The sequence below is a fragment of the Solibacillus sp. FSL W7-1472 genome (genome assembly GCF_037969775.1).
Lineage (GTDB): Bacteria > Bacillota > Bacilli > Bacillales_A > Planococcaceae > Solibacillus > Solibacillus silvestris.
In genome coordinates this window covers 3,192,369-3,218,768 of record NZ_CP150208.1, presented here as the reverse complement: position 1 = coordinate 3,218,768, position 26,400 = coordinate 3,192,369, and the positions used below count along the sequence as shown (strand labels likewise).

Genomic DNA, 26,400 nt, shown 5'->3' with positions numbered 1-26,400 from the left:
TTATTAATGGTTTATATTGGGTTATTTTGTCCTGCGCAGTTAGGGAGACTTATCATCTGACACCTTGGTTCTATGTTTACCATCATAGTACAATGAATTTAATAATAACAATAAATAATATTTTGGGAGGTAATTCTATGACATTGACTCGTCAGTTAGTAATCAATGAAGTTGTAAATAATCAGCAACTTTGTGAGGTGTTTTTATGTGCGCCACAGGGGGGAATGCGTAAGTCGAATCGTACGAATACGTTGACGCTTATATCGGATAAGACGAAACTGTATGATGATAAGGTTGTGGGAGATATTTATCACTACACGGGTATGGGACAGATTGGTGATCAGAAAATGAGCGGGCAAAACTTAACATTAGCTGAATCAGACATTAATGCCGTTGAGGTTCATTTTTTTGAGGTAATGAAGCCAAGAGAATATACATATCGAGGACAGGTAGAGCTTGCGGGCGAGCCTTATCAAGGGCAGCAAAAGGATCAAGATGGAAGGCAGCGTCTTGTATGGATTTTCCCACTGAGCTTAAAGGATAGTAAAGCAAAGTTTACAAAATTACCATCTGCTAGGAATGATAAGCTAGAACTAGAAGAAGAATTTAATGAAATTCAGCAATTTGAAAATCTACCAATACAGCAAACTGAAAAAGAACGCCTAATCAAAGGGCGCATAGGTCAGGGGAAGTTTAAAAAAATACTTTTGGATCGTGAATGTAAATGTGCCTTATGTGGTGTAACTGATCCACGAGTTTTGATAGCTAGTCATATTAAACCATGGAGCACTTCTACAAATGAGGAGCGTCTTGACGTGAATAATGGGTTATTACTTTGTCCAAATCATGATGCATTATTTGATAAACATTTAATTTCGTTTGATATACAAGGAAAGATTGTGATATCGCAAACATTAGCTGAAACAGCTCGAGTGTTTTTGAATATTCATGAAGGGTTGCGAGTTAAGTTGAATAAAAAGCAATTAGGTTATATGAAGGAGCATTACCAAAAATTAAATTAAATTAATAGTTTTTTCATTTAAACTATAGCTTTAATCTGAATTAAATGTAGTAATATACCCATTTAAATTCCTTATATTTGCATTTTTCTGAGGTTTTAATTACAATTAACTTGTCTCCAAAATTGGTTGTGAGAGCAATTAGTTTCGATGTTTAGCAAGTTTCTGATCGTTCATAAACTGGCTAAACCACCAGATGTCGAGGATCAACGCTACTAAAGCTTGGCCTTCCACATTGAATAAACTAATCATGGTTACAATTGCCTCCTTACGGTAATTATACCAAATGTTTAAGAAGTCCTATAAAGGGACTAGTGGTCAAAGGGCACTTTTTCCATCTGGATGAACCCCGAAAAAATTATGCTAGGAGGTTGATCTGTTATGAACAGAAGTAATGGACCACGAGGATTACATGGCCTCTCTAGCTCTTCTGAAATTAATTGGTCAAAATATAAAAAAAAGAAATATCTACATTTTGATAAATGTGTAGATATTAAAAATAATGAGCATATGCAAGCTAAAATCCAAGATCCGACTTGGGTAGCTTCGTATGCTTTTTTGCCGTCTATTCATTTTATAATTGAATTTAAAAAATATGTAACGGAAAAAACACCGGTTGGGAAAAATGTAAAGGAAAAAGTGAAGAAGGAACGTGAAATTTATTACGCTGCTCATAAAGATAGTTACATTTATAAGTATTATGGAAATTTACTGAATAATGCTTATAACAATTATGCTTCAGAGAATGGTATTAATGATATAGCCGTTGCCTATCGAAATAATAAGCGCGGTAAAAATAATATTGATTTTGCTTATGAGGTGTTTGATTTTCTTTTGCAGCAAGATCAAGCAATAGTGATAGCTTTAGACTTTACCAGCTTTTTTGATAATATCGACCATAAAACACTCAAGCAAAAAATTAAGCGTGTATTAAATGTAGAAGAATTGCCGAAAGATTGGTACAAAATTTATAAAAATATCACTCGTTACTCTTATGTAGAGAAAGAGGATATTGAAGAATTTTTACTTGATAAGTACGGTAAAAAGAAACTGAAAAAAATCCGCTCTCGATTGCCTCAACTTATGGAACCAGCTGAATTTAGGCAATTTAAACAAGGAAAAATTAAAGTGAATGAGAAATCGTATGGTATACCTCAAGGATCTGGAATGAGTGCAGTTTGTTCAAACGTACATTTAATTGATTTTGATAAAGAGGTACTAGAATGGACAAAAGATAAACTTCCAGATGCTTTATATAGAAGATATTGTGATGATCTTATTATTGTCATTCCAACAGCTAACGCTACCGTAGAGTTATTAGAGGAATTAACGAATGAATTAATGAACCGGATTGATCGTTATAAAGCAGATGGCCTAATTATTCAGAATAAGAAGACGGAATTACGCTTGTATAAAGATCAAACAATTTTTAATGAAAACATGGAGATTAGCGCACTAGAATATTTAGGGTTTGTCGTACATAAAAATGTAATTAATTTACGAGAAAAAAGTTTATTTAAATACTATTCTCGTGCATATAAAAAGGTGAAGACAAGTAATCGAGTAGCTTATGCTACAAAACGTCCTGGACCTAAAAGAAAACTTTATGATTTATATACGCACTTAGGTCATAAATATAAGGGCTATGGAAATTTTTACACATATGCAAAAAACGCACATAACATGATGGGTAAGCTGCCTTGTAAATCTAATATAAAAAAGCAGACTAAGCGGCATTGGCGGAAGATACATAAGAGACTAGATGAATAATGTAAAAGGAGAAAGAAAATGACTTTCGGAAAAACAATTAAGATGTTTCTAATAGATGGAGATCCAAGCGGTAGACTAACATGTGAATTGTCTAACTGGACAGGATTAGCATATAGAATTCCTAGAACTGAAGTGAAAAAATGTGGTGATCGACCTAACCTAAATTCTACTGGCGTCTATATGCTATTCGGTAGAAATGATGATGATAAAGAAGCTGTATATATTGGGGAAGCGGAAGAAGTATATACCCGCCTACAGAGTCATTTGCGTGAAAAGGATTTTTGGAATGAAGTCATTGTGTTTATTAGTAAGGATGAGAACTTAAATAAAGCTCATATAAAGTATATTGAAAATAAATTATATGAAAAAGCTAAAGCTGCAAATCGTTATGACGTATTGAACGGTAACATCCCACCGATGCCTTCTATATCAGAAGCAGATCGCGCAGAAATGGATGAGTTTATTAGTAACCTTGTAATGATGGTAAATACATTAGGTCATAAATTATTTGAACTGATTAAAGATAACTTGGATTCAACTAATAGTGAGGTTTGGTATATAAATGCAGCTCGTGGTGCAAAAGCGAAAGGGATTCAAACACAAGAAGGATTTGTAGTTCTAAAAGGTTCAAAAATTGCCAATAGCACTGTAGACTCTTTTTCTGATCGATTAAATGTAAAACGAGAAGATTTAATAAATTCAATGAAAGTTCAATTAATATATGGAGAGTATGAGGTAATGGCAGATTTATTATTTTCTAGTCCATCATTAGCAGCTGCAATTGTAATGGGGAGAAGTGCAAATGGTTTGACGGAGTGGAAGGATAGAAATGGCAGGACATTAAAAGATTTACCATAAAAAAAAATTAACAGCCCTGTTCACCTGGGCTGTTTTTATTGAGTTTTACTTTTAAGTTTTACTTTTTAAGTTTTACCTTCCAAAGGTAATCCCCTTGTACAAGTAAAAATCCATTGTCATATGATGAGTTGTATTCATTATCATTAGCATCGGAAAAAGTAAGTTTATATATAAGTTTCTTTTTTGTTATACCATCTTCATCGACACCTAAAGTAAAACACTGAGACGATGTGAAACTGAATTCGAAGTAAGTTATTATTTCATCATTAGCTGGAATCTTTAATTGATAATCGGCACCTACAATATTTCCTTCTGTTCCGAATAGACGATGTGAGGTGAGTAATTGATCCTCTTCATAAATCTCTAAACAGCCCCATGTAATCGTGAGTGGTTTATTTGAATAATTACTTAGTTTGCATCTAATTTGAGCACATCCAGTTGAAGGTTTAGTAGCATAAAGTTCTCCATCCAAAATTTTTAGTTCAACTAATCCAGCGTTATACATTTTATCTAAATCGGCTCGGGTAATGAAATCATTTGTAGCGCCTCTACGAATTTTCATAAAACCCTTTTCTAATGTATTTTTATATTTCTTTTTTAATAAATATGGCCTGCTATTTGGGATGATTTCTAATAATTGGAATTTCTTTTCCTGATAGAAAACTGAGTGCAATTTAATATTTAATACGGGTTCAATATTTTCAAAAATCAATTGCTCGATGTTGGATTGATCTATATATGATTCGAGACCAATTAATTTTTTTGTACTGTTTTCTTCCTTAACACCACAAATTATATATTTAGGCCCTTTTGTATGACTATTTGCGAAAGATATTACATCAATAAGCAAACTTTTGAAATCATTTGGATGATAAAAAGTCGATTTGAAATCTATAGTTTCTCCCTCAACCAAATGTATTAATTCCTCGAATATTTTACTATTCATTACTACCACTCACTTCCTAAATAATATTAGATATAATCCGTTTTTCCTATATAATATGAAGTATAATAAAAATAAATATGGATTGTAAATATTAGGCAACTATTATCGGGAGTGATTATATGGCAACAGCAAACTTAGGCTTTGAAGAAAAGCTATGGCAAATGGCAGACCGTCTGCGTGGCTCGATGGATTCAGGTGAATATAAAAACGTAGTGTTAGGACTACTTTTCTTAAAATACGTATCGGACGCATTTGAGGAGCTTTATTCACAATTAAAAGAAGATGAATGGGCAGATGAAGAAGACCGTGATGAATACGCAGCGGAAAATATTTTCTTCGTACCACAAGAAGCACGTTGGTCGTTCATTAAAGATAACGCAAAGAAACCAGAAATCGGTCAATACATCGATAAAGCAATGATTGCGATTGAAAAGGAAAACCCTTCATTAACAGGCGTTTTACCTAAGAACTATGCACGCCCAGAATTAGATAAAACACGCTTAGGTGAAACGATTGACCTCTTCTCATTTAAAGTCGGCGATAAAGAAAGCCGTTCGAAGGATATTTTAGGTCGTGTCTATGAATACTTCTTAACGAAATTTGCTGCTTCAGAAGGTAAGGGTGGGGGAGAATTCTATACACCCAATTCTGTTGTAAATTTAATCGTCGAAATGCTACAGCCTTATAAAGGGCGTATTTATGACCCAGCATGTGGTTCGGGCGGTATGTTTGTACAATCCGAAAAATTCGTTGAAGAGCATCAAGGGAAACTTGGAGATATTGCTGTATACGGTCAGGAATCTAACCCAACAACATGGAAGCTTTGTAAAATGAACTTAGCGATTCGCGGGATTGATGGAAACTTAGGGGCGCAAAATGCAGATACATTCCATAACGATTTACATAAGGGATTAAAAGCGGATTTTATCATGGCAAACCCTCCATTCAATATTAAATCATGGGGTGGCGACCGTTTAAAAGATGATATGCGTTGGCAATATGGTACTCCACCAGAAAGTAATGCCAACTATGCTTGGATTCAACATATGGTTTCAAAACTTGCTCCAGCAGGAACAGCAGGCTTTGTTTTAGCAAATGGTTCAATGTCTTCTAATGCAAATAATGAAGGCGAAATCCGTAAAAATTTAATTGAAGCAGATTTAGTTGAATGTATCGTTACGTTACCGGGACAACTCTTCTACTCAACGCAAATTCCTGTATGTATTTGGTTTATGTCGAGGGATAAATCTAAAACAGGTAAACGTGATCGTAAAAACGAAATTCTCTTTATCGATGCACGCAAATTAGGTTTTATGGCAGACCGTACGCATAAAGAATTCTCTGATCTAGATATTCAACAAATTACACATGCGTTCCATACATGGCGAGGAACTGCTGAAGGTGAATACGAAGATGTTCTAGGCTTCTGTAAAGCAGCAACTTTAGATGAAGTACGAAAAAATGATTACATTTTAACACCGGGACGCTATGTAGGCTTAGAGGAAGTAGAAGAAGACGCGGAACCATTTGAAGAAAAAATGACACGCTTAACTACTGAACTAGCTGAGCAATTTGAAAAATCAAAAGAGCTAGAAGACCAAATTCGCCAAGCACTTGGGGGGATTGGATATGGTATCTGATAAATGGCAAAAATGTAGTTGGGGAGAAATTTCAGAATTGAAATATGGAAAGGCTCTCAAAGGATATAAAGAACAATTAACAGGTATAAGAGTATTTGGAACTAATGGTCCGATTGGATATACTAACAAAGCTTTAGCTGAAGGTCCATCTGTGATTATTGGAAGAAAGGGTGCTTATAGAGGTGTACACTTTACAAAAGACCCTTTTTATGTAATAGATACTGCATTTTATTTAGTACCTAAGGTAAAAATGAACTTGAAGTGGGCTTTTTATGAACTTTTACAAAAAGATATTAATTCAATGGATAGTGGCTCGGCAATACCTTCAACAAGTAGAGAAGATTTTTATAGTTTAGAAAGCATAGTACCTCCATTAAATATTCAAAACAAAATTGTTTCAACTTTAGATTTATTTGAGTCTAAAATTGATAATAATAATTCTATTATTAGAAATTTAGAAGAACAGATGTCGATTCTTTTTAAAAGATGGTTTATCGACTTTGGATTCCCAAATGACCAAGGCTTACCATATCGTTCAAGTGGTGGTGAAATGGTTGAAAGTGAGTTAGGAGAGATTCCTAAAGGATGGTCTGTAGCTACGGTAAATGAACTAGGTGAAATAGTTGGTGGAGGAACACCATCTAAAAAACAAGAGGAATATTACATGGTTGATGGGATTCCATGGATTACACCGAAAGATTTATCTTCAAATAAATCAAAATTCATTTATAAAGGAAATCTGGACATTTCTCAATTAGGACTAGCTAAAAGTAGTGCGAAATTGATGCAAAAGGGAACTGTGTTATTAAGTTCTAGAGCGCCAATTGGATACATTGCTTTCGCTGGTACTGATGTGACTACGAATCAAGGATTTAAATCCATTGTTCCTAACAAAAGCTATTCGGAATACTTTATTTACTTTAAATTAAAAGAAATTTTACCAATAATCGAAGCGAATGCTGGTGGTTCTACATTTAAAGAAATTTCGGGAAGTGGTTTAAAGGCTATTCAAATAATTTTACCTGAAAATGAAATAGTCGATAGATTTCATGATATAGCTCTTCCCCTATTTGAACAAATTAAAAATTTAGAGTTAGAGATAGGAAATCTAGTTTCACTAAGAGACTCGCTACTCCCAAGGCTCCTATCAGGCGAAATCGAAATCCCAGATGAAAGTGTGGTTGAGCCTTCATGAGTGAATTTAAATATTTAGAATCGGATTTAGAAGAAGCTACACTTGAATGGCTGGCTGAGATGGATTATTCCATCTTGGCTGGACCAGATATTGCGCATGACGGAGACTATCCAGAGCGTGATAGTTACCATGATGTGGTGTTAACAGAGCGTTTACGTGAGTCTTTGATTCGTATTAATAAGGGAGTACCGCGCGAAGCAATTGATTTAGCTGTACAACGTATTGAAGCAAATGAATCGCCTGATTTAGTTGTAAACAATCAAAAGTTTCATCAAATGGTGACGGATGGTGTAGACATTCAGCTACAAGGTAAGGATGGCTACAATCCCACGGTCAAAGTATGGATTTTTGATTTTGAAAATTACAATAATAATGATTTTGTAGCGGTGAATCAGTTTACTGTTATACAAGGCAATCAAAATAAGCGACCGGATGTATTGGTCTTTGTTAATGGTTTACCTATAGTCGTTATTGAGCTAAAGAATGCTACAAATGAAAATACAGGTATTTCAGAAGGCTATAACCAACTACAAACGTACAAGCAAACAATTCCAACACTGTTCCGCTACAATGCATTTTTAGTAACGAGCGATGGTGTGAATGCGCGTGTTGGTTCTTTAACAGCAAATGAAGAACGTTTTATGGCTTGGCGTACGATTGATGGTACGGAACTAGCTCCTACATCTTTATCACAGCTAGATGTTCTACTAAAGGGAATGCTTGCACCAGACCGCATTTTAGATATATTACGTAACTTCATTTTGTTCCAAACGGACGGTGAGAAGACATTTAAAATTTTAGCAGCTTATCACCAATATCATGCGGTGAATAAAGCAGTTGAAAAGGCTAAAATTGCAGTAAATGGCGACCACCGTATTGGTGTTGTATGGCATACGCAAGGGTCAGGAAAAAGTTTATCGATGGTATTCTACGCTGCGAAGTTAATTCAAACGATGAATAATCCAACAATCGTTGTTTTAACAGACCGAAATGATTTAGACGACCAGTTGTATTCAACATTCTCGATGTCAAAAGCAATCTTACGGCAAACCCCACAGCAAGCAGAAGACCGTGATGACTTACGTAAACTTCTTTCTGTTGAAGCTGGTGGTGTCATTTTCACAACGCTTCAGAAGTTTGCACCAGATGAAGAAACGGGCTTGATGCCTTGTCTAACGGACCGTTCTAACATTATCGTGATGGCGGACGAGGCGCACCGTTCTCAGTACGGCTTTGATGCAAAGGTAAATAAAAAGGATGCAGAAACAAAATACGGGTATGCAAAATATGTGCGTGATGCCTTACCAAATGCTTCTTTCGTTGGTTTTACAGGTACACCAGTTGAAGCATCGGATAAAAATACGCCTGCTGTTTTTGGTGATTACATTGATATTTACGATATGACACAGGCGGTAGAAGACGGAGCAACGGTAAAAATATTCTATGAGAGCCGCATCATTCCACTAGAGTTACCAGAGGGGCTTAATCTAGATAGTGAATATGAAGAAATAACTGAGGACCAAGAGCAAAATGTAAAGGAAAGCTTAAAGTCGAAATGGTCACGTTTAGAGGCAGTAGCAGGGGCGAATTCTCGTGTGAAACGTCTTGCAGCAGATATTGTAAAGCACTACGAGGAACGTCAACAAGCGATGTTCGGGAAATCAATGGCTGTTGTGATGTCGCGTCGTATTGCGATTGATTTATATAAGGAAATCGTAGCCCTACGTCCAGACTGGCATTCAGCTGATGACGATAAAGGTGTTATTAAAATTGTTATGACCGGTTCTTCGAGTGACCCGGCAGATTGGCAGCAGTTTATCGGGAACAAGCGCCGTCGTGAATACTTAGCAAAACGTATGAAGGATAATGATGACCCATTAAAAATCGTTATCGTACGTGATATGTGGCTTACAGGCTTCGACGTACCCGTTATGAATACGATGTACATCGACAAGCCAATGAAAGGTCACAACTTAATGCAAGCGATTGCTCGTGTGAACCGCGTATTCAAAGACAAACCGGGTGGATTAATTGTTGACTATATTGGTATTGCAGAAAGCTTAAAAGAGGCACTTCATCAATATACAGAGAGCGATAAACGTACAGCTGGTGTCGATACAAAAGTAGCGGTGAACATTATGTTAGAGAAGCATGAAATCATTACAGAGATGCTTTATGAGCATGATTACAGCAACTTCGAATCAGAGAAGTCTTCCGAGCGTATGACAGCTATCATTGCAACGATGGATTACATTTTAGGTCTTGGTGATGATGAAAAACGCCGCTTCTTAAATACAGTGACCGAATTAGCGAAAGCCTTTGCATTATGTGCAACGACAGAAGAAGCCCAGGAACTAAATGCTGAAATTGGTTTCTTTAAAGCAGTAAAAGCAAGTTTATTGAAGAGTATTGGTGATGGCAGCAAGCGCAAAACACCAGCGCAAATGGAAGCACAGTTGAATCAATTAATATCTAAATCAGTTATTTCAGAAGAAGTTGTCGATATTTATAAAACATTGGGTATAGAAAATCCAGATATTTCAATTCTATCCGATCAGTTCCTTGAAGACGTAAAAGCAATGCCGCATAAAAACCTTGCTGTAGAGCTATTAAATCGGTTATTAAATGGCAAAGTAAAAGCGGTCCAACGTACAAATTTAATTCAAGCGCGCAAATTCTCAGAGATGCTGGAGAATGCCTTAAATAAGTACAACAAGCGTGCAATTGAAACGTCAAAAGTAATTGAGGAGCTAATCGAGTTAGCAAAAGAAATGGACGCTGCACATAAACGTGGTGAAGCAGGAGGTCTTATTAAAGAAGAAGTAGCATTCTATGATGCACTTGCTTCGCATGAAACAGCTGAGCAGGTTCTTGGTGATGAAACATTAAAGCTAATTGCACATGAGTTAACGAAATCGATTAAAGAGAATATGTCAATTGACTGGAACCTTCGTGAGTCCGCCCGTGCTAAAATGCGTATTACGGTAAAACGATTGCTGAAGAAGTATGGGTATCCACCTGATGTGCAGAAAGCTGCTGTTGATACAGTAATTAAACAGGCAGAATTAATGGCTCAGCTGGAGTTAGAATTATTCTAACGTAATTACCAACATTCAAATATTAAATATTATAATTTTATCAAATACCTTTTTTAAATGTAAAAAAAGCTTTATGTATAGGTCATTTATATCTCTTATATAAAGCTTTATATACTTTTTTATTAAGAAAATAGTGATGCTGAAAAATACATATTTAAAATAATTAAGAATTGGAGGATTTAAAAATGTTTAAAAAGTGGAATCTAAAAGGTTTTAAGTCAATATATGATGAAACAGAATTTAATATATCTCCATTGACTATATTTACAGGTGCAAATAGTTCAGGTAAAAGTTCTGTAATACAAAGTATTTTATTAAGTACTCAAACTCTACAAAATAATGTGGATTCTAAGCCATTAATTCTAAATGGTCCGATAATTCAATTAGGTAATTTTTTTGATATTTTATCATATAAACATGAACAAAATGATATTAAAATAGGTTTTGAATTAGAAAGTACAACAAATTTTAAAAATAAGTTCCATATTTTATCTTTGGAAGAGGAGCATGACTATAAAGAAAAAAATATAATTTCATGTTCTTATAACTTTTCCATTCAAGATGATAATAATGAGATATCGGCATTACAACCTATAATCACAGAGAGTAAGATTTCTGTATATGATGAAATTAAAAAGAAAACTTTAACAAACGTTGAAGTCTTTAGAACAAATCTCTCTATAGAAGATAAAATGAAATTTTATAAAATAGATAATATTAATGAAAGATCTTATAATAGTTTAAAATTCGATGTTAAATCGTCGTCTTTAACCGTAGAAAGCGAAAATTATGGTTTTATTTATAATAGATATAGTCAATTAAGTGAAGAATATATCGGGGCTGAGTTATTACATTTTATTCCGAAAAATGTAATATCCAGGGTTAATAAATTTGAAGTATCCGCAATACGTTTATTAGATTCTTTAAGACATCGAAACTATCCAATTAAACCTACAGATATTGAATTCATATTAAATAAAAACTTTATTGATAAAGTAGTTAATGGAATTTCTGCGATATTAGAAGAGGAGTCTTCTATAAGTCCTATAAGGTTAGAAAAACTAAAAGGACATTTAACTTTATTTAAAGAAGAAGAAGATATAGAACAACTTCTAAAATTGCTTAAAACACTACCTAGTAAAGCAATGATAAAGTGGACGGAATTTTTAGATTTAAATAGCAAAGATTTTTTAAAAAATCTAACTTCTAAGCATGATCCAAAATACGCATTATTAAGATCAAGTAATTTGATTAATCAAGATTATATTAATGAAATAGTAAAATATTTTAATAATAATGTTAAATATTTAGGACCTTTAAGAGACGAGCCCAAACCAATCTATCCTAATATGGGTTCTTTCGATTCTAGAGATGTAGGCTATCGAGGAGAATATACCGCAGCAGTCCTTGAGCTGCATAAGGATACTATAATTAATTATTTGTCTCCTACTGACTTAGAATCAAATGTTTATAAGGAAAAGGAAGGAAGACTAATTGAAGCTGTATTAGAGTGGTTAAATTACATGGGGATAAGTAAAAATGTTAAAACCGTTGATAGAGGTAAACTTGGGCATGAACTACAAGTTCAACTAAGTGAAAATGGTAAATATCATGATTTAACAAATGTTGGTGTTGGTGTATCACAAGTATTACCAATTTTAGTCTTATCATTATTAGCAGAAAAAAATTCTACTATTATATTTGAGCAACCTGAATTACACTTGCATCCAAAGGTACAAACAAGGTTAGCTGACTTTTTTGTAACAATGATTAAGTTAAATAAGCAATGTATATTAGAAACTCATAGTGAATATTTAATAAATAGATTAAGATACAAAGCAGTTTCTTCTCCAAAAGATAATATACAAAACGATGTTATGATTTACTTTGTAGAACAAGAGGATGGAAAATCTATTTATAGATCAATTCAAATCAATGAGTTTGGAGTTATTGAAGATTGGCCTAAAGGATTTTTTGACGAACATGAAAAAACATCATCAGCTATTTTGAAAGCTGCTAGACAAAAAAACAGGGGGATATAATAAATGCAATATGTAGTTATAGATCCCTATACGCTGATTTTTGACGCCACAAATAATTCTGAGTCTAAAATGCAAAGATATATTGATTTAATATTGGATACTGGTGATATTGAGGATTATCCTTATTTAGTGGGTTTAATATCTAATAATACTATCGAACTTTTGATGGAGCATAACAATTATCCGGATTGGGAAAAATTAAATGCAGAATTAAAAAAGTTTGATTTATCTAAAAAATATCAAGCTCAAGATATAATTAGAGTTTTAGAAGGAATATTAAGATTTGAAACAGTAGAAGAACATACAAAAATTAAAGAAATCTTGTTTTCGATTTCATATGAAAATGCGAATGTAATAAGTGATACTACAGAATTATATTTAAGAGAACTAGAAAGACTTTATATATATTGCTATTTAATAAAGAAAAAAGATGGGGAAATTTTTTTGAAAAGTAGTAATTCAAATGAAATAGAAGTTGCTAGTGAAATTTTAGATGTTGAAGCATTTGGCGAATTAGAATTAGATATCCCCTTCAGTTTCAAGGAAAAGTTAAAGACTATAGAAACTCTTGAAGAGATTTTGTTTAATATAAATTGTATTGAATTATGGAAGGAAACTACATCAGAAGAACAAATAAGGGATATTATAAATTTATACTTAATTCAGGAACGATGTTATATTAAAAAAAATACTTGGGAAATAGGTAACTATTTTATTGAGAATTTTAGGAAGTTCGGTTTTAGTCATGAAAGTACTAAAATTAAAATGTTATTAAGAAGTATTTTAGAGGTGATTTGTGAAACTAATCTTGCAAAAGGACATGCCCTTAGAGAAGATAAATCAGGAGGAGCTTCTCAAATTGAAAGTCATTTAGGAAAGGCTTGGAGGTATGATATTGATAGAGAATACCACTTACATTATTGGAAAAAAGGTAATCTCATCACACTTGCTTCAATTGGTCCTCATAATGCTTTTTCAATACCATTTTAATAATTCTGTTGCTTAGTAAGCAACAGAATTATTAAAAAATAGTCAAAAACGTAGTCAAAAAAATCAATTACCCCCGCAATCCTTGATATATTAATATTCTAAGACGATAGGTTCGACTCCCACCGTCTCCATATAAGAAATGTAAGTGCCAAAATCCAATTACAAGGATTTTGGCACTTTTTATTTTCAGAATAAAAATAATGAAATGAGCTAAAACTATGAGCAAGTATGACTGTACCTGATGCAACAAACTCGTGATAATATGGAGGCTATAAAATGAGCACAGATAAAGACGACTTTTTGGATTCAATTGACCATATAGAGAGAAGTAACTTGATAAAGGTTTTGAACGGTACCTTTGAAAAGCTTGATCGACAATTCATGGATGAGTTAGTAGATATGGAAGGCTTTTTTTATGAGGAAGATGAAGAGGCTATAAATTTTGAAAGTCAAAAGAATATCATGACATTAGAATATATTAACAAGTGCGAGATACCTGAAGAAAGTGATCCTGAAGAGAATGTGTTTGATTTATCACGCAAAATAGTTCACTTTATCTTTAGAAATGGCATCATTGAAGATATGCATGCTGGTAAATATGGTTATGATGAGTACTCGAAGATTCCTGAAAATACACCATTAGAAGTCATTAGCCAACTGTCTAATAAAGATATGATGGCTTTAAATAAGTACATGATGGACCGAGTAGGTTATATTCTTCATTTAATACAAAATGCGGAGTATACGAAGCTTCATTATATATTGGATCAAGAAAAATATAACGGAAGTGACTGGGATCGTCCGGATATAGAAAAAATAGAGAAGGATACAAAAGACTTAATGTTAATCGAGTTTTCTCAACATAAGGATATAGATAATTAAATCTGAGTATATCTCGATTTTATCAGGATGTACTTTTTTGCTTTAATTAACACAGTGGTTATGGCAATCTAATACTGAGACTATAAATGAAAGAATAAGGTGAATACAGCATGATAAGACGACCGTTAATTATTGACACAGATCCAGGTATTGATGATGCAATGATGCTAACAGTAGCATTTGCTAATAAGGATATTTTTGATATTCGTTTAGTAACGACTGCATCTGGAAATATTCCGCAAAGTAAGGCGAATTACAATGCACATGCATTTTTAAATTACATTAAAGAAGACGTGACGATTGCACGAGGGCTGGAGCAACCGATGTTCCGTAAGCTTGAAGTAGCAGAGGAGATTCATGGTGCATTTGGGTTTGGAAAAGTAGAGTTTCCGAAAGTGGAAGTACCGACAAATGTCCGTCCGGCAGTTGCAGCTATGCGTGAAACGATTTTAGCGAGTGAGGAGAAGGTAACGATTGTTGCGACAGGTCCTTTAACAAATGTGGGTGCATTATTACTCGCTCACCCTGAAGTAAAGGACAACATTGAAACGATTTCCTGGATGGGTGGGGCAGCTCAAGGTGGCAATAAAACTGCCGTTGCCGAATTTAATGCCTTTGTAGATCCGCATGCCGCTCAAATTGTGATGCAATCAGGCCTACCGATGAGCATGTGCGGGTTAGATGTGACTCACAAAGCGTTCGTCACACAACCTGAGGCGAAAAAAATTCTAGACATCGGTACAGAGTTTGCACAAAAGGCTTATGATCTTGTTACATACTATTTGGACGTAGCGAAACCAACACCTTTTAGTGAGCCGCATTACGCCGATGTGCTCCGCTTCCATGACGTTTCTGCCATCATGTATTTACTGCATCCTGAGTTTTTCAAAGGAACAGACTACTATGTAGAAATGTCGACAGAGGGTATTACATCAGGTGCGACCGTTGTAGATTTACACAATTCAACAGGCAATAAACCAAACGTGCATGTATTGCATGATGTGGATCGCGATGCATTTGTTAACGTATTTATGGATGCAGTGCGGACGATTTCAGATCGATTATCATAAGAGGGGCCGCAGGTAAAGAGGTTAATAAAACTGAAGAAGCGCTAAATGTGTAAATGAGACTTTTAAGAGGATATTATGTTCAGTAGATGAACATAATATCCTCTTTTCTACTTATTTTAAAAAGTACGAAAATTATATTTTGTAACAAATGATAAAATTATTTTAAATAACTGTAACGTTCTTCGTTATTTTTAGATATATAAGTGAAGGGAGGAACGATGTGGGGCATTTAACTGAAATATATGAAGAAAATTATGAGCTTGTTTTTAAATATTTGATGACATTATGTAGGGATACTGATGTAGCAGAGGAATTAACCCAAGAGACATTTTATAAAGCGATTCATTCTATAGAACGCTTTAACGGGGCTTGTAAAATATCTGTTTGGCTATGTCAAATTGCAAGACATACATATTATCAATACGTTGATAAACAAGTGAAGCAACCGGAATTTCCTGAACTGCAAACTGGCCCTTCTATTGACCAATTATTAGTGGCACAAGAGGACAAGATCCAACTATACCGTTGTATTCATCAATTAAAAGAACCGTACCGAGAAATACTCCATTTACGTCTATTAGGTGGGCTAAATTTTCAAGAAATAGGCGGGATTTTAGGGAAAAATGAAAACTGGGCAAGGGTTACCTTTTACAGAGCTAAAGTGAAATTACAAGAGGAGGTAAAAAGAAATGAATCATTGTGAAATCATAAAAGATTTATTACCGATGTATATAGATGGCTTATGCAGTTCAACAAGTAACACATTGGTAGAACAGCATCTTGCAACTTGTGAACATTGCAAGCAAATCCACTCTCAAATGCTCAAGGAATTTGAGATTGAACAAGTCGAGGTAAACAAAATCGCCATCCAACAAAAACAACCATTTGTAAAAATGAATAATATTTTTAAATCTTATCGAGGTTTTTCAAAAATATTAGAATGGATGACCGTACTTGCTGTGGTTATTACAATCATCTTCCTAGGAAAAGGTTTTATAGATACAAAAGATTTAGCAAATGATATTAAACATCAAGAAAAGATTGAACAGGAACAACATAACATTATGAAAGTTGCTTTTGAAAATCTTGCTAGTGAAGGAACTTCTGGACTAAAAAAGGTTTCAATTGATTACCAAAATAAGATTAAGTACATCGCTGCTTTTAGTGCAACTGAAATGGAACCTTTATCGGCTCATAATAGTATGCCTAAAGTAATTTATCCATTACCTTACGAGAAGGCGAAGGCGACCTATGAGAATGGACAATTAATAACGGAGAAAATTACACCTAGCGACTATGATATAGGCACAGTGGCAATGGAAAAAGAAGGGTATATTGTTCAATTTGAATACACTAGAAATTATTTAAATGAAGTTGAACAAGCCTTTCAAACAAAGCATTATAGCCCTAATAATTTTCAATTATGGATACCTGCACTTATAGCTATGTTTGTGACACTTTGTTTGTATTTCTTATACAGAGGAATAAAAAATACAAATAGAAAGGCTCTAAAATTAATAGCTTAATTCTTTATACAAATTTGTTTGAAATAACATCCCTAAACCAAAGTTTGGGAAGACACACTAACCCAAGACTTTAAATGAATAACGATCTTCAACAATCCGGCGCTTTCTTGAATAAGAAAAGTGCTTTATTAAATTTTAGGGCCAGATTGCGGAGGAACTTCATTCAGATACTCATGTAGATTTATATTGAGATTGAGGAATAACACTTAAACTAAGATCGCAGTTTCCGAATTATACAATTGTGAGTTCTATCACATATCTTTATGGTAAAATTAGGGTAAAAGGAAGGTTTCTTAAAAAGAAGTTTATTTCAAATTAGAAATATAAATAAACGGAGTTGAAGGATAATGAACAAAAAGAATGGTTTTCTTTTTTTCCTAACTTTATGTATCGAGGCGATTATCACCTATTTTGTTGCAAGTACGTTCTCTGTTCGATTTATTGAAGTAATGGGAATGATCGGGGCAATATGTATCGGATTGTTTCTTTTGTTTACAAGTGGAGGTGGGCCAATTTCGAATTTCTTTACAGCGAGAAACGCGGGCATAACAGGAATCATTCAAAAAAGAGAAACCTTTGTTTTTAAAAAAGGTACAGTATTTTTCGCTTCGGTTGTTTACTTTGGCATCGGGTTAATTTTCTTTATTTTGCTAGTTACAGATGTCATTCCGCCCGCGTAATAACATTTGTTCACTCTGGCTTTTAAAAAGAAAGAACAAGTAAATGACTTTTTAAGATCATAGTTATTCCCTTAAAGGTCGCAATTCTTGAAATAGGAATTGTGCGTTCTTTATGCTTTAATTTTTTCACCTCTTACGAAAAACAACCCTCGACAATTCACATGTCAAGGGCTGTTCCATTCATTCCTTATTCCTTCACCTGCACAAAAACATATAACTCCGCATAGCGTTGATTGCGATGGGATTGAGCATTTTGTACGATGATTTGCAGCTTCGCGCGGTCGTTTTCTGCGATTAAAGTAGCTTCCTCTACAGATAATTCGCTGTAATTACTTGTAAAGAGGGTGTCTAGTTCCTCCAACGGCCATGCTAAAAGCTCTTGCTCGTCTTTCACTAACACGAGCTGATCCTTCTGTAAACGGAGCTGCATATTGTTTGTTAACTCAAAGCGTCTGTGCGGTGGATTTTGTGAAGCGGATACTTGAACAAAATAATCGTAATGATCAATTGCAGTGATAATCGGTTCATCCCCATTTAAGTTAACCGTATAATAGACTTCATTCATATAATCTTTATACTGTGGCGAGAAACCAAAGATTTTTTCAAAACGTTGATCCGGCAGCCACGCAATGTCATAATCCATGCGCTGTAAATAATCAAATTTCTCCGTAATGAATTGTTTATCCTCATTAGAAATTTCCGGATTCGGCTGAACTTCTCCATCGTACATATTGAGCGATTGTAAACGCTCCTGTAGTAGATTTTCCTGATTGTTTTTACTAATCGTAAAAGCATCAACAGGCGGGATGACAGAAAGTAAACTAAACCCGATAAAAATCGGTGCAACAAGCCATTGCTTTTTTGGAATAAATGTCAGGATCAGTGCGATGATGATGGCAAATAAACCGAATAAAATAACAAAATATCGGCCATGTGTAATGCCAGTCTCTCCGATTTTCATGATGGAGACAACGAGCTGATAAAGTACAATGATAAGTAATACTTTCGGGAAAATAAGTCGGAACCATTTCGTTAACCCATTATTAAGTCGGTAGCTTAAAAAGTAGACGACGAGTACAGTTGACGCGAAATACACTAATAATGGTTCGAGTAAATTTTCTGACCAATCGGTGAAATGCAGTGCGATATAAATTACTAAAATCACAGCATACACCATTGTCAGCGGTACAATTACGTACGAAAGCAACACCTCAAGAATATGGGCAGGTTCCTCTTTCTTCATTGTCAAGGACAGGAAGAATAATGGCGTAAACAAACCAAATACAATAGCCGCGATATACTCGATGATATTTGAATTAATCGAAAACAGTAAATAATTGATCGCTGCATAGATGAGCATTAATCCAACAAAGATGATAATGGAGAAGAAGGCTGTGATGAGTATGCTTTTGAAAATATGGAAAAAACGAGCACTGAAGTTTTCCTTTCCGTACCATATAAAGCCCATCATGAGCGCACTGACAACAACGCCTGTTTGGATCGCTAATACAAGATCATTGGAGCTGCTAATCCAGAAGAAAAGCCCTGTAAAAAAAATGGCGATGCTATACGTTATGACATGTTTGGCAAATAAGTCAGCTACAGATGCAGCAAATACAGCAACAACAAGCGTTGCCAGCCATTTTTCGTAATTTGCCACAGTACCGCTAATTTCTGCTACATTCACGAAGAATAAGACGACTAAGAGCACAGTAGCTAGTGGAAATGCTTTGATTGCCTCGGTTATTGCTGCAAATTGTTGAAAGATTCGATTAAACCTCATCAAAGATACCCCCTTTATGTCTTCATTATATGCTTTTATTTTAGATGCTCAAGCTAATCATTTTCATTGAATCGACAAATGAATAGATTTATTAGTTAGAACTTTCAGAAAACTTATTGCATTTTACCAATGAGTATGTTAAATTACTATTCAATGTTTGAAGTATAAACTTCAAAAAATGAATCGTGAAGGAGTGGCTTCTTTTGGGTGTTAAAGCAAGCACGATTACCGAGCGGATTGAGGCGCATTTTGATCAGCTTTCGAAAGCGCAGAAAAAGGTAGCGCAATTTGTATTGAAAAACCCAACTTATGTTGGGGTGCACTCGGCTAGTGAAGTAGGTATTAGTGCAGGCACAAGTGAAACAACGGTAATCCGATTTTGCTACGCGATTGGCTTGGCGGGTTATGCACAGCTCCAAAAGGAAGTCACGATGTTCGTTTTTGGCAAGAATACGAATAGTACGTTAGGCAATTATGTGGCATCAAAGGAAGCATTATTTCATGAGCCGCAGCTTGCAGAAAAGGTCATGGGACAGGTAAGTAATCAAATTATTAATATTGCCCAACAAATCGACCCAGACCAATTCCAAGATGTCACAAGACGTATGCATCAAGCATCGACGATCTATTTAATCGGTGCGGGTGCTTCCCAATTTGCAGGACAGTGGCTGAAGTTCACATTAAATATTTTACGTCCGAATGTACAAGCCGTTGAGTCACATACAGGTGCGCTGATCCGCACATTGCAGGAGATGGATGAAGATGCATTGGTCATCGTCGTATCGTTGCATCGTTATTATAAGGAATCGATTGCATTAGCGAAAATGTTTCATGAGCAGGGGGCCTATACGGTGGCGATGACGGATTCCAATGTGGCACCGATTATCCCTCATGCAGATACTACCTTTGTGTTACAGCAAACGGAGCTTTCGACGATTGATATGATGCCGGCATTGATTGCTTTTATGAATACACTCGTCGTGGGCATGGTGTCGCATGATCAGGCGTATTATGAGCAACAACGCGAAAAGTTTGATGATTTTCAAAATAGTTTTTTAGCAGATCGATGGAGTTGAGTTGTATGGAGAAAAGTTTAAACGAAATATTTGAGCATTTACATCATCATCCTGAAGTAAGTTGGCAGGAGGTAGAAACGACACAATTTATTGTAGAGCAGCTCACACAAGCAGGACTGACACCCGTATTATTCGAAGGAATGACGGGCTTGTATGTAGATATTGGTCCAGGTATTCCGAAAGTCGGCTTCCGCACAGATATCGACGCCTTATGGCAGGAAGTAGATGGAGTCTTTAAGGCCAATCACTCCTGTGGGCATGATGGACATATGACGATGGCACTCGGTGTGGCCTTTGCCTTGCAAAAAATGCATCTACCAAGTGCGGTACGGATTATATTCCAACCAGCAGAGGAAAAGGCAGCTGGTGCGAAGGCGATTGCGGAGCGCGGCGTCGTCGATCCGTTGCAGTTTTTATTTGGCACCCATGTACGTCCGCTTGTGGAACTGGCAGAAGGTTATCATGCACCAGCGCTCTATCATGGGGCAGCAAAACTCATTAACGGCACCATTACTGGGATCGAAGCACATGGCGCAAGACCAGAGCAGGGAATAAACGTAATTGAAGTAGCAGCCGCACTAGTCGATGCGCTAAAACGTATATGGATTAAACCTGAGGAAAGCGCCTCAATAAAAATGACCCAAATTCAAGCAGGCGGTGTATCGACAAATATCATTCCAGGCACCGCGACATTCAGTTTAGATGTGCGTGCACAGACGAATGACACAATGGATGCGCTCACAAGGGGCTTACAAAAGGCCATTGATGCTGTCAGTGCATTGTACGGAGCAGCTATTACGACAACGATTGGTGCTCATATTGCGGCAGCACAGGTCGATGAAGAAGCAAAAGCTATTATGCGACAGGCGATTATTGAAACGGTAGGAACCGCGTATTGCGCACCGGATATCGTGACACCGGGAGGCGAGGATTTTCATTTTTATGCGTATACGAAGCCCCATTTAAAAACGACGATGCTCGGCTTAGGCTGTGGCGTCACACCGGGTTTACATCATCCGCAAATGACCTTTAATCAAAATCAGCTTGAGACAGGAGTAGAAATAATTAAACGGGCATTACTTGGCGCGTTACAGCATTTAGAAAGAAGCGATCAGATATGATTTTAATAAAAGAACTAACGACACTAGAGGAAATGCAACAGGTGCAAGTGCTGGAGCAGCAAATATGGCAAACATCCCCTCTGCCGACACATCAAACATTAACAGCGGTCAAGCATGGTGGCATTATGGTTGGGGCCTATGAAGGCGAAAAACTAATCGGCTTTAGCTACGGCTTTGCGGCACTCAACAATGGCAAAACCTATTTATGCTCGCATATGCTTGGCATTGATGAAGCCTATCGTTCTCAAAAAGTTGGCGAAAAGTTGAAAGATGCGCAGCGAGAAATCGCCATTCAAAAAGGCTATGACCTGATGGTATGGACATTTGATCCACTGGAAACACGCAATGGGTACTTAAACTTAACGAAGCTGAACGGCATTTGTTATACGTACCTGGAAAACTGCTACGGCGAAATGCAGGATGGTTTTAATAAAGGGTTACCATCAGATCGTTTTGAGGTGCACTGGCATTTAACGTCTGATTATGTAGCACAGTCTATCCAACCCGATATCGAAAATCCGGAACCGCTTGGGGAAATGGTTTGGGAGCAGGACAATTTATGCAGGATCAAGTTTCATAAGGTAGATTTCACGAAGCCTGTTTATACATTACCTGTTCCAAAAGATTTCCAACAATTAAAGGCGTCGAGTCAGCTGCATGCGATGCACTGGCGATTAGCTGTGCGAGAAACTTGCCAGGCATTATTTGCTGCCGGCTACGCAGCTGTTCGCTTGCAGCAGCAGGAAACGAGGAATGAATATATTTTTGTACGAAAAGACACATTAGCACTTGGAGGCAGCAAACATGAAAATTACCGAAATTACAATTAGGCATTTACAAATGAAACTAAAGGCACCTTTCACAACAAGCTTTGGTACCTTCACAAATAGAGATTTTTTATTACTTGAAGCAAAAGATGAACAAGGTACAATCGGCTGGGGTGAATCTGTAGCTTTCCACTCACCATGGTATAACGAAGAAACGTTAAAAACAAACTGGCATATGCTGGAGGATTATTTGATTCCGTTAATCTTAAATAAAGAGATTAATCATCCAGATGAAGTAAGTGCTATTTTTGAGCCAATCCGTAAAAATAATATGGCGAAATCAACAATTGAAGGCGCAATTTGGGATATTTATGCCCAGCAAACGAATCAAACATTAGCAGCTGCACTAGGCGGTACAAAGGATCAAATCGAGGTAGGAATTAGTATTGGGATCCAAAATTCGATCGATGAATTAGTCGCTTTAGTAGATGAATATGTGCGTGACGGTTATAAGCGGATCAAAGTAAAAATCAAGCCAGGCTGGGATGTAGAAGTGATGCGTACACTACGTGAAAAATTCCCGGATGTGGCGATTATGGCAGATGCCAACTCTGCTTACCGTCTAGAAGATGCGCCACTATTAAAGCAGCTTGATGAATTTAACTTAACAATGGTGGAACAGCCGTTAGCTTCGGATGATATTATCGATCATGCAACACTGCAAAAACAAATGACAACACCGATTTGCTTGGATGAAAGCATTCACTCATTAGAGGATGCACGTAAAGCAATCGAAATCGGTGCAACAAAAATTATTAATATTAAAATTGGTCGTGTCGGTGGCTTAACAGAAGCGAAGAAAATTCATGACTATTGCGAATCAATGGGTATCCCGGTATGGTGTGGCGGCATGCTGGAGTCGGGTGTGGGACGTGCACATAATGTAGCACTGACAACTTTATCGAACTTTATTCTGCCAGGGGATACAGCAAGCTCGAATCGCTACTGGGAAAAGGACATTATCGAGCCTGAGGTAGTGGCGGAAAATGGTTATATCCAGGTTCCGCAAACAGCTGGCATCGGCTATGCGATCAATCGTGAAACAGTGGAATCTTATACGGTCGAAAAGAAAACATATAACTAATAAAAACAACTCCTTAAGCATGAATGTTTGTGCTTAAGGAAATTTATGGACTATTTTATCAGAAAATTCAAACAATAAGAAGGTGCATTATGAAAAGAAGTTTACAAATAGGAGGTGCTTTCGTCGGTTTAATAATCGGCGCGGGCTTTGCCTCTGGTCAGGAAATTATGCAGTATTTTACAAGTTTCGGTACGCTGGGGCTAGTTGGGGGAATACTCGCTTCATTAGCCTTTGCCTTTTTAGGGATGACGTTAGCACAGCTAGGCTCGGAAATGCAGGTTAATTCCCATAAAGGGGTTATTTATCAAATTAGTGGTCGTTATTTAGGCTTCATTTTAGACTTCCTGATTACGTTCTTCTTATTTGGAGTAGCGGTCGTGATGTTTGCAGGTTCTGGCTCTACATTCAATCAAATGTTTGGCATTGATCCGATGGTTGGCAGCATTATCATGGTTGGTTTAACGATTGCGACATTATTATTAAATGTGAAAAATATCATTAATATAATTGCGAGTGTGACTCCGTATTTAATGGGGGTTATCTTTGTTATATTAATCTATTCAATCTTTACGATGGATCTTTCATGGTCACAAGCAGATAACTTAGCGAAGGAGCAGCCGGCAGCGGCAGGGAATTGGTTTATTGGCGCATTATTGTATGTTTCTTATAACATCGCTGCGGGTGCTGCGCTGTTAATCGTCATGGGTGGTACAGAGAAAGATAGTAAAGTAGCAGGGCGCGGCGGTATTTTTGGCGGGATTATGCTAGGTCTATTAATTATTCTGATTAATGTCGCGATGTTCGTAAAAATCGACGTGGTGGCAGGGGTAGATATGCCAACATTAGAGCTGGCCAATCAAATTCATCCAGCGGTAGGTGTTCTCATGTCAATCGCACTCTTAGGAATGATGTACAATACGGCAGTCGGTATGTTCTATGCCTTTACCGTACGCTTCTTTGCACCAGAATCGAAGTCATTCAAGCCAGCTGTTATCGTCGTTGGTTTGGCAGGATTTGCTGCAAGCCTAGTTGGCTTCACAAGTTTAGTAGGGAAAGTTTACTCAACTATGGGCTATTTAGGGTTTGCTTTAATTCTTGTCGTGATTGTTGCATGGATTCGACGAAAAAAGTTGAAACAATCGGAATCTATGTATTTTAAACAACTTTCGAATAGGGAAGTGTCCTAGACTTTAGTTAGTTATAACGAAATGCCTTAGATTAATATATACACATTACAAAAAGCTCTAATTGCTGTGATATCAGCGTTTAGAGCTTTTCTGATTGAATAATATTTATGTAATATAAAAACATATAAAGCGCCCTCTGAAATTTTTAAGTCTACTAGCCCTTATAGTATGTATCCAAATTAGTGTAGCAGATTGGGCGGAATCGGTCTTATTTGTATAAAATTTAATCTAAAAACCAACAAAAAATCCAAACAAAAAAGGAGTAGCAACTACTCCTTTTCTTAAACTATTTTACAGGAATATTAGTTTCTAGGATCTACATAATCCGGATAATCAGAAATGATTGCGTCAACGCCCATTTCGAATAGGAAGTCTGCTGCTTCTTGACTACGAACCGTCCACGAACCAATTTGCATTCCAAGAGAGTGAACTTGATTCACTAATTCTTCCGTCACAATTCCATAACTTGGGTTAAACCAATCCGCATAAGTTGAAAATTCCTGTAAAGCTTCTAATGTTGTATCTGCTCGGTTAGAAGTTAATACACCGATTGGAACTTTAGGAAGAAGCTGATCCATTTTTTTTATTGATTCAAAGTTAAAAGATTGAATAATGATTTTTTCATTTTGTGGTTTATGGAGATTTCGTTCTATTAATGCTGCTGCTACTTGTTCTTCAATACCAGGGTAAAGCTCTGGAGCCTTTAATTCTATTAAAATTCCAATTTTCCCATGGTAATGATCTAGAATTTCTTCAAATGTTGGGATTGGTTCTCCTGCAAATTGTTCTCCTTTCCAACTACCTGCATCAAGACTTCTAAGCTGTTCCAATGTTAAATCTCCAACTTTTCCCGTTCCATCTGTTGTACGATCTACCGTGGTATCATGAATCAATACTAATTCACCATCTTTACTTCTTTGAACATCGATTTCAATATAATCGGCTTTCATATCAACTGCTAGATCAAAAGCGGCAATCGTATTTTCAGGTGTATAAGCTGTTGCGCCACGGTGTGCTACATTACTCACTTGTTTTCTTTCACCTACTGTTGGTTGTTCTGCAAATGATTGACTGAACGGGCTTAATAATAACGATAAGGCCATACCTGTTCCCACTAATAATTTTTTGCTCAATTCTCCATCTCCTATCTAAAATATGATTCAAATTTATTTTAGAAAAGGAATGTTAATAGAATATATAGATCTATGTATAGCTTAATAAAGATTATGTAAACGAAATTCGCTCTTTTTCCTTACGATTTTTTACAAAACTAGTAATAGAATAGTAATGGAATTGTATTCTCTACTGCTTTATTTTACCTACTACACTCGGGTGAACTCTAGTATTTCAAGGAGCGAGCGCTATCCTGATGTAAGGACTACGCTCTTTTCATAAACCATACTGAATCCGGAGTTCCCTTAGCTGCCGCTTGATCTTGCTTTTTGCTAATACTTTAACGATTACGTCCTCAACCTTATAGCACATTGTTCGATATATGCATTGATTTAAGGTGTAGAAACAAAAAAGAGGATGACTCAAAAAGTTCTTCGCTTAATTGGCCATCCTCAATCTTAGGAGAAACAGTGACATATTCACTGGTTATCGG

Annotated in this window: 21 protein-coding genes; 18 read left to right on the top strand and 3 right to left on the bottom strand. The window is 36.1% G+C overall.

Annotation, left to right across the window (positions count from 1 at the left end; all coding sequences use genetic code 11):
* Positions 1-137 precede the first annotated feature (137 nt).
* From MKY07_RS16075 to MKY07_RS16065, 3 genes are all read left to right on the top strand, one after another.
* A complete protein-coding gene (locus MKY07_RS16075) occupies positions 138-1,022 on the top strand; it encodes an HNH endonuclease (protein WP_339263139.1) in 885 nt (294 codons plus the stop codon).
* 378 nt (positions 1,023-1,400) lie between these two features.
* Positions 1,401-2,789 (top strand): reverse transcriptase domain-containing protein, encoded by a 1,389-nt coding sequence (locus MKY07_RS16070; RefSeq protein ID WP_339263137.1) that lies wholly within the window; start codon positions 1,401-1,403, stop codon positions 2,787-2,789.
* A gap of 18 nt (positions 2,790-2,807) precedes the next feature.
* Positions 2,808-3,647, top strand: a complete 840-nt coding sequence (locus MKY07_RS16065) for a GIY-YIG nuclease family protein (protein WP_339263135.1) — start codon at positions 2,808-2,810, stop codon at positions 3,645-3,647.
* A 58-nt stretch (positions 3,648-3,705) separates the two neighbouring features.
* Here MKY07_RS16065 and MKY07_RS16060 read toward each other — a convergent pair whose 3' ends face one another.
* Positions 3,706-4,593 carry an ATP-binding protein gene (locus MKY07_RS16060; RefSeq protein ID WP_339263133.1) on the bottom strand — a complete coding sequence of 296 codons (888 nt, stop codon included), beginning with the start codon at positions 4,591-4,593 and terminating at the stop codon, positions 3,706-3,708.
* Positions 4,594-4,712: 119 nt separating this feature from the next.
* On the opposite strand from MKY07_RS16060, the gene MKY07_RS16055 reads away from it, so the two are divergent.
* The 10 genes from MKY07_RS16055 to MKY07_RS16010 all read left to right on the top strand — a co-directional run bounded on the left by MKY07_RS16055 (position 4,713) and on the right by MKY07_RS16010 (position 17,716).
* On the top strand, positions 4,713-6,233 hold the full coding sequence (locus tag MKY07_RS16055) for a class I SAM-dependent DNA methyltransferase (protein WP_339263131.1): 1,521 nt from the start codon (positions 4,713-4,715) through the stop codon (positions 6,231-6,233).
* Complete coding sequence (locus tag MKY07_RS16050; protein WP_339263130.1) at positions 6,223-7,428, top strand: restriction endonuclease subunit S; 1,206 nt, start codon at positions 6,223-6,225, stop codon at positions 7,426-7,428. The genes MKY07_RS16055 and MKY07_RS16050 overlap by 11 nt, the downstream gene beginning before the upstream one ends.
* Positions 7,425-10,526, top strand: coding sequence for a type I restriction endonuclease subunit R (locus MKY07_RS16045; protein WP_339263128.1), 3,102 nt, complete (start codon positions 7,425-7,427; stop codon positions 10,524-10,526). Before MKY07_RS16050 ends, MKY07_RS16045 begins: the two co-directional genes overlap by 4 nt.
* A gap of 185 nt (positions 10,527-10,711) precedes the next feature.
* The gene (locus tag MKY07_RS16040) at positions 10,712-12,568 is read left to right on the top strand and encodes a DUF3696 domain-containing protein (protein WP_339263127.1); all 1,857 of its coding nucleotides are present in this window, start codon (positions 10,712-10,714) and stop codon (positions 12,566-12,568) included.
* Positions 12,569-12,571: 3 nt separating this feature from the next.
* Entirely contained in the window at positions 12,572-13,558 is a 987-nt protein-coding gene (locus MKY07_RS16035) for a hypothetical protein (protein WP_339263125.1), read from the top strand.
* A gap of 276 nt (positions 13,559-13,834) precedes the next feature.
* The gene (locus tag MKY07_RS16030; protein WP_339263123.1) at positions 13,835-14,440 is read left to right on the top strand and encodes a hypothetical protein; all 606 of its coding nucleotides are present in this window, start codon (positions 13,835-13,837) and stop codon (positions 14,438-14,440) included.
* A gap of 110 nt (positions 14,441-14,550) precedes the next feature.
* The gene (locus MKY07_RS16025; protein WP_339263122.1) at positions 14,551-15,510 is read left to right on the top strand and encodes a nucleoside hydrolase; all 960 of its coding nucleotides are present in this window, start codon (positions 14,551-14,553) and stop codon (positions 15,508-15,510) included.
* A 220-nt stretch (positions 15,511-15,730) separates the two neighbouring features.
* Positions 15,731-16,213 (top strand): sigma-70 family RNA polymerase sigma factor, encoded by a 483-nt coding sequence (locus MKY07_RS16020; protein WP_339263120.1) that lies wholly within the window; start codon positions 15,731-15,733, stop codon positions 16,211-16,213.
* Positions 16,200-17,036 (top strand): zf-HC2 domain-containing protein, encoded by an 837-nt coding sequence (locus tag MKY07_RS16015; RefSeq protein WP_339263119.1) that lies wholly within the window; start codon positions 16,200-16,202, stop codon positions 17,034-17,036. The genes MKY07_RS16020 and MKY07_RS16015 overlap by 14 nt, the downstream gene beginning before the upstream one ends.
* A gap of 347 nt (positions 17,037-17,383) precedes the next feature.
* A complete protein-coding gene (locus MKY07_RS16010) occupies positions 17,384-17,716 on the top strand; it encodes a hypothetical protein (protein ID WP_339263118.1) in 333 nt (110 codons plus the stop codon).
* Between the two features lie 187 nt (positions 17,717-17,903).
* Here the strand turns inward: MKY07_RS16010 and MKY07_RS16005 are convergent, their stop codons facing one another.
* Entirely contained in the window at positions 17,904-19,499 is a 1,596-nt protein-coding gene (locus MKY07_RS16005) for a DUF4153 domain-containing protein (RefSeq protein ID WP_339263117.1), read from the bottom strand.
* A gap of 203 nt (positions 19,500-19,702) precedes the next feature.
* Here MKY07_RS16005 and MKY07_RS16000 point away from each other — a divergent pair, with 203 nt between their 5' ends.
* The 5 genes from MKY07_RS16000 to MKY07_RS15980 all read left to right on the top strand — a co-directional run bounded on the left by MKY07_RS16000 (position 19,703) and on the right by MKY07_RS15980 (position 24,794).
* Positions 19,703-20,575 carry a MurR/RpiR family transcriptional regulator gene (locus MKY07_RS16000; protein ID WP_008405431.1) on the top strand — a complete coding sequence of 291 codons (873 nt, stop codon included), beginning with the start codon at positions 19,703-19,705 and terminating at the stop codon, positions 20,573-20,575.
* Positions 20,576-20,580: 5 nt separating this feature from the next.
* A complete protein-coding gene (locus tag MKY07_RS15995; protein ID WP_008405430.1) occupies positions 20,581-21,696 on the top strand; it encodes an amidohydrolase in 1,116 nt (371 codons plus the stop codon).
* Entirely contained in the window at positions 21,693-22,526 is an 834-nt protein-coding gene (locus MKY07_RS15990; protein ID WP_008405429.1) for a GNAT family N-acetyltransferase, read from the top strand. The genes MKY07_RS15995 and MKY07_RS15990 overlap by 4 nt, the downstream gene beginning before the upstream one ends.
* Positions 22,501-23,607 (top strand): o-succinylbenzoate synthase, encoded by a 1,107-nt coding sequence (gene menC / locus MKY07_RS15985; protein ID WP_008405428.1) that lies wholly within the window; start codon positions 22,501-22,503, stop codon positions 23,605-23,607. Before MKY07_RS15990 ends, menC begins: the two co-directional genes overlap by 26 nt.
* 89 nt (positions 23,608-23,696) lie before the next feature.
* Positions 23,697-24,794 (top strand): hypothetical protein, encoded by a 1,098-nt coding sequence (locus tag MKY07_RS15980; RefSeq protein ID WP_339263114.1) that lies wholly within the window; start codon positions 23,697-23,699, stop codon positions 24,792-24,794.
* Between the two features lie 302 nt (positions 24,795-25,096).
* On the opposite strand, the gene MKY07_RS15975 is transcribed toward MKY07_RS15980, so the two are convergent.
* On the bottom strand, positions 25,097-25,927 hold the full coding sequence (locus MKY07_RS15975) for a glycerophosphodiester phosphodiesterase family protein (RefSeq protein ID WP_339263112.1): 831 nt from the start codon (positions 25,925-25,927) through the stop codon (positions 25,097-25,099).
* Positions 25,928-26,400: the final 473 nt, after the last annotated feature.